The organism is Sandarakinorhabdus sp. (assembly GCF_040398645.1).
Classification (GTDB): Bacteria; Pseudomonadota; Alphaproteobacteria; order Sphingomonadales; family Sphingomonadaceae; genus Sandarakinorhabdus.
On record NZ_JBBATR010000090.1, the window covers coordinates 1 to 5,860 of the forward strand.

At 62.9% G+C, this 5,860-nt stretch carries 3 protein-coding genes and 1 pseudogene; 2 read left to right on the forward strand and 2 right to left on the reverse strand.

The genetic code is table 11. The features are described 5' to 3' along the window. Nucleotides 1–287 precede the first annotated feature (287 nt). A pseudogene (locus tag ABWP50_RS12995) lies at nt 288–1,496 on the forward strand (IS3 family transposase). Nucleotides 1,497–1,644: 148 nt separating this feature from the next. Here ABWP50_RS12995 and ABWP50_RS13000 read toward each other — a convergent pair. Beyond that, on the reverse strand, nt 1,645–2,862 hold the full coding sequence (locus ABWP50_RS13000) for a saccharopine dehydrogenase family protein (protein ID WP_353218412.1): 1,218 nt from the start codon (nt 2,860–2,862) through the stop codon (nt 1,645–1,647). A gap of 93 nt (nt 2,863–2,955) precedes the next feature. Then, on the reverse strand, nt 2,956–4,704 hold the full coding sequence (locus ABWP50_RS13005; protein WP_353218413.1) for an amidohydrolase: 1,749 nt from the start codon (nt 4,702–4,704) through the stop codon (nt 2,956–2,958). A 577-nt stretch (nt 4,705–5,281) separates the two neighbouring features. Here ABWP50_RS13005 and greA point away from each other — a divergent pair. Next, entirely contained in the window at nt 5,282–5,761 is a 480-nt protein-coding gene (gene greA / locus ABWP50_RS13010) for a transcription elongation factor GreA (RefSeq protein ID WP_353218414.1), read from the forward strand. Nucleotides 5,762–5,860 lie beyond the last annotated feature (99 nt).

Below are 5,860 nucleotides of genomic sequence, written 5' to 3' on the forward strand. Positions count from 1 at the left end.
AAAACCGTTGTGGGTGTAAGCTCACCGTGGGTTCGAATCCCACCCTCTCCGCCATTGCCCTACTAACTACCTGAATTAGTGAAACCCGTTGCAAAATCTGGCCTTTTGAGCGAAGTTTGCCACAAACTTTGCTACAAAATGCCGGAAGGAATGGGGCAGGTGCAGCGCATAAAGCACCATCGCTATCTGTATCTGCGGGGCGGGGCTTGGGTGTTCCGTCGCGCTGAGATGGTCCCGGAAAACTGGACAGGGTGTTAAGCTATTCCCGATCTGAAGGACGGACGGGAATGAAGACGACGAGAAAGCGCTACAGCGCGGATTTCAAGGCCAAGGTTGCGCTGGAGGCGATCCGCGGTGACCTGACGCTGGCGGAACTGGGCGCCAAGCACGGCATCCATCACACGATGATCGCGGCGTGGAAGCGGCAGGCGATCGACGGGATGGTCTCGACTTTTGCTGGCGCCTCGGAGGTGGCACGGGCAAGCGGCGAGGCGGAGATCGACAAGCTGCATTCCAAGATCGGGCAGTTGGTCGTGGAACGGGATTTTTTAGCCAAAGCGTGTCGTCGATGAGCGTGGATCGAAGGCGCGGGATGATCGAGGCGGTGCACGCCGATCTGTCGATCTCGGCGCAATGCCGCCTGCTGTCGATCAGCCGATCGTCGTTTTACTATGCGCCGCAGCCGGAGTCCGACGAGACCCCGGATCAAGTCCGGGGCAGGCTGCTGGCGCTGATGCGGGTAATCGACGCGGCGTTCCTCGACATGCCCTGGTATGGCAGCCGGCAGATGGTACGTCATCTGCGGCGCCAGGGCGTGAACATCGGGCGCCGGCGGGTGCGGAGGTTGATGACGAAGATGGGGCTGTCGCCGATCTACCAACGGCCCCGAACCAGTGACCCGCACCCGCAGCATCGGATTTACCCCTATCTGCTGCGGCATCTGGCGATTGATCGACCGAACCATGTGTGGTGCGCCGACATCACCTACATCCCGATGCGGCGTGGCTTCCTGTATCTGGTCGCCATCATGGACTGGGCAACCCGCAAGGTGCTGGCCTGGCGGCTGTCGAACACGATGCCAAGAACCTGGGGATGTCGGCTTTTGCGTGATGGCATTGGAAGAAGCGCTGGCGCGCTTCGGGCCACCCGATATCTTCAACACCGACCAGGGCAGCCAGTTCAGCAGCTTTGCCTTCACGGCCGTGCTGAAGGACGCCGAAATCCGGATCAGCATGGATGGCCGTGGACGCTGGATGGATAACGTGTTCATCGAACGCTTGTGGCGATCACTGAAGTACGAGTGCGTCTATCTCCATGCGTTCGAGACTGGCTCGGAGCTGCGGGTCGGCCTGACCCGCTGGATAGGCTATTACAACGCCGACCGGCCGCACTCGGGACTTGCAGGCCAGACCCCGGATGAGGCCTATAGCGCGAACGAAAATCTTCCGTTGCCGGGGCATGCCCCGGCAACGCGAACACTCCAACTGGCGGCATGATCAAAACCCGGGATTAGCTTAACTTCGCCGCCAAACTGTCCAAACAGGCGAGGCCACCGCATTCGAGACGGGCTCAGGTGAGACCGCCTCCGAGCTAAGGGTCGGGCTGACGCGCTAGATCGGCCCCCACTGAGTGGGAACTGGCCGCCTAGGGCAACAGCTTGAACGTAAGTCCGGCATGCGCCTGCAGCCGCTCGGTCAGTATATCCCCCATGATCGTTGCTGGCGTCCAGAATCCTCCCGCCACATCGGCAGAGACGTCTTTGGCAAGGCAGGCGGCGGCCTGAGACAACATCTTGGCGGTTGATCCGTAGCCGGGATCGCGGTCCCCCGTGACCCGGCACCCTATAGTGTCGCCCTTTGCAGTCGACCCGAGGAAAACAAGATCAAAGCCGCCCTCCAGTTGCGCCTTTTCGCTTGGTCCTTCGCCCGGCTTTGGCAGCACCATGGTCTCAAGCAGCCAACGCAGAGGAGGCACAGCCAGGCCGACCATAAGCGCATTCACGCCCCAAGTCGCCGCTTGGGCCATCCGCTTGCCTTTCGCACCCTCACCCGTCACCAAAGCTTCCTCATACTGGAATTCAGCACCATAGCTCTTGTTGCTCAGAGCGTTGGAGCGATGCACGACCCGTGTGTTGATCCCCGCCATGACGAAGGGGGCAAGCCAGCCGCCATAGACATCATCATATGCGATCTTCACATCCGGCTGTGTAATCGAGAAGCTATGGCCAGGCGGGCAAAGGCTATAGGGGTCTTTCAACTGGCGCCGCAGATCAGCGTCGCCGACAGCTTCCTTGACCATGTTGATCATGCTCGCGATCGTGCCCCCCGACGCGCCGCCCTTGATGCTGACGACGCGCATCGCGATACGGTCGCAGGGTTGACCGAACTGTTCCAACGCACGGCCCTGCAGAAAATGGACGCCCAGATCGGAGGGGATGGAGTCGAAACCGCAGCAATGCACGATCCGTGCGCCGCTTTTTATTGCATCGGCCTCGTGCCGCAATTGCATCTTGCGGATCCACTGGGGTTCGCCCGTCAGGTCGCAATAGTGGGTGCCGGTCGAGGCACACACCCGCACCAGCAAATCACCATATAGCGCATATGGGCCGACGGTCGACATGACCACATTGGTCTGCGCGCACATTTGCCTTAAGGTGTTTTCATCCCCGGCGTCAGCGACGATGAGTTGGACTCCCGATAACCCGATCGTATCGCTGAGCTGCTGCAGCTTGCTGAGTGAACGCCCGGCGATTGCCCATTTGATGGACCCGTCCGTAAACTGCTCGTGCATATAGCGCGTAATGATCTGGCCGACGAAGCTGGTGGCCCCGTAAACGATAATGTCGAATGTCTTGTCTGCCATTTTATCCTGCTGCGTCCGTTGCTGCTGTCTGATCATGAAGTTTATGGTCCCGCTCGGACTGCAGACGTTTGGCTGGCAGCACCGGCGGGCGGCCTATCGCTGATAAACCAGCTTGCCGCCAACGATAGTCGCCCGAATCCTGCCGCCCAGGATTTTTTCTGGCGCGGATCCGGCAAGGGCGAAGGGATCAATATCCATGACGGTCAGATCAGCCCATCGCCCCTTGGCAATGATCCCCGTCTGGCCTTCGCGGAAGGCGGCATAGGCCGACCAGCTGGTATAGGCCCGGATCGCTTCTTCGATCGTCAGCCGCTCTGCCGGATACCAGCCGCCGGGGGGCTGAAGCTGCTTGTCCTGGCGGGTGATCGCAGAATGGAGGCCGTAGAAGATGCTGTGGTCGGAGCCCGGATTGTCGGCATTAAAGGTCAGTCGCGCGCCGCCTGTGCGCAGCGAGCGCCAGGCATAGGCACCAAGGATGCGCTGCGGGCCGAGGCGAACTTCGGCCCAGCTCTTGTCCTCCACCGCGTGGGGCGGTTCCATTGAGGCAATAACACCCAGCCGGGCAAAGCGCGGCTGGTCTTGCGGAGAGATGACCTGCGCGTGTTCGATCCGGTGGCGGCTCTGTGCGGTGGCCGGATCGGCCTTGAACTCCGCTTCAAGGAAATCGAGCGCTTCGCGGTTGCCCGCATCGCCGATGGCATGGATCCCGAGCTGGAAGCCGGCCTTCATCGCCGCCTTGGCCAAATCCTGGTCAAAGCCATAACCGCCGCCGCTGATCCCGCGGTGGCCCGGCTTGTCTTCATAGTCGGCCAGCAGCCGCGCCCCGCGCGATCCCAGCGCGCCGTCGTAATAGGCCTTGACCGCGCGCGTCACGAGCATGCTCTCACTGTCCCGGTCCGGCCCCCGGGCGATCCACTGCCGCATCAGGGGCGGATCGCGCAGCGAGAGCATGGCATAGACCCGGATCGGCAGGCGGTGCTGGTCCTCCAGCTGCTGGAGTGCGGCCATCGCTTGGGCAGGCACACCGGCCTCGTGCACCGAAACATAGCCGTCGGTGGCCATCTGCGTGAGGCCCTTCAGCGCATGGCGCGCGACAACCGCCTGCGGCTCGGGCGGCACCGCCGCTTCGACCATCGCCGCCGCGCGGTTCAGAAACAGGCCACTCGGCTGGCCATCCGTGCCCAGCCGCATCTCACCCCCGACCGGAACCGGGCTGGCCTTGGTGATCTTGCCGGCATCGAGCGCGGCCTGGTTGGTCCAGATTGCAAAACCGTGCAGACTGCGCAGCACCACCGGATGATCGGGCACCGCGGCGCTCAACTGCTGCTTGTCCGGATAGCGGTTGGCCCAGGCACCCTCGTCCCACCCGGCACCGAAGATCCATTCGCCCTTGGGGACGGACTTCGCCCGCTCGGCCACCAGCGCGACCGCCTGCGCTTCGGTGGTGACATGGGTGAGGTCGACCGATTCCAGCTTGGCGCCCAGTTCGATGAAATGGGTGTGCGAATCGACCAGCCCGGGGATCACGGTCGCGCCGTTCAGATCGATCACCCGGGTCCGCTTGCCGCGCAACGCCAGCGCACCCTTGTCGCTGCCGACATAGACGATCTTGCCGCTGCGGATCGCCACCGCTGCGGCATCGGGGTGCCACTTGCCGTCTGTGGTGGGCGCATCGGGCGCAGGCTTGCCGTCGCGCGCGGGCTCGCCCCAGCGCAGCGTGTAGACATGGGCGTCGGTCAGAATCAGATCCGCGACGCCGGACGCGGCCTTGGCCGTTGACTGGGTAGCACTGACGGAGATCAGGAAGACGCCGAGCCAGCGTGCGAATAGACCCGCCTTCATGTTCGTCTACTCCTTGGCATGTTCGTCGTCAGATTATTTGAGACAGCTGGCGGCGCAGATTAGCGGAGTGTCGGCCTCCTCTGTGGTTGATATTAGGCGGCGATCTTGCGGTGTTGCAAGCGCCGATGCCGAGCGGGACATTGCCCGACACATTGACGGCTTCTACAACCCCGTTCGGTGCCATTCTGCGCTCGACTACCTCAGCCCCACACAGTTCGAAAAACTAGCGGTCAGTTGAGGCAATGCCTCTCCACTTTATCGGGGCAAGTCCACGTTGCATTCTGTTTTGGCTGGTTGCCGCAACGGTCTTGCCTGGTGAGGCCAGGCCGGGGGTGGATGGATGGCCTGTGGGCGGATTGGCCGCTGAAAAGCGGGCGGGCACGGCATGAACGCCGTGTCGGCGCATCAGCGATGATCGGTGCGTGACGTTGCTTGCGGTTGCGGCCGCGCTTCAGGTGGCTTGTTGATGATCGTGGTCACTGGCGGCGCCCGCCATATCAGCTCGTACATTTTGTCGGGTAGGTCCGCCCGGCATCGCATGATTGCACAAGACTGCCCGCCGCAGCATAGCTGCGCCATGAGTGTGGCCTTCACCAAGGAATCCGATGCCGAGGCGGTGGCCGCCGATCTGCCCGACCGGCCGATCCCGGCGCATGCCAATCTGGTAACCCCCGCCGGGCTTGCGCAGATCGATGCAGCGCTCACGCGGGCGCGCGCTGCCTATGCCGCGGCGCAGGCGGGCGATGCGATCAGTGCCGATCGCACCGCCATGGCCCGCGCCACGCGCGATCTGCGCTACTGGTCGGCGCGGCGTGCATCGGCGCAATGTATCGAGTCCAGGCCTGATAACCACAGCGTCGTGTTTGGCAGCCGCGTCACCTTCGAGCGCGAAGATGGCCGCGTCCAGACCTACGCCATTGTGGGCGACGACGAAGCCGACCCAGCGCAGGGCAGCGTCAGCTATGTCTCACCGCTGGCCCGCGCCATGATCGGCAAAAGTGTTGGCGATGTCGTCATGCTGGCCGGGCAAGCCGCCGAGGTTACAGCCATAAGCTGACGCGGCTACTGTCACGTTCAGCGAGCAGGCAATGCTGCGAGCCAGTCGTGCACGCGCGCCGCCAGCGCCAGCCGGGCATCGGACCAGCTGTGATCGGTT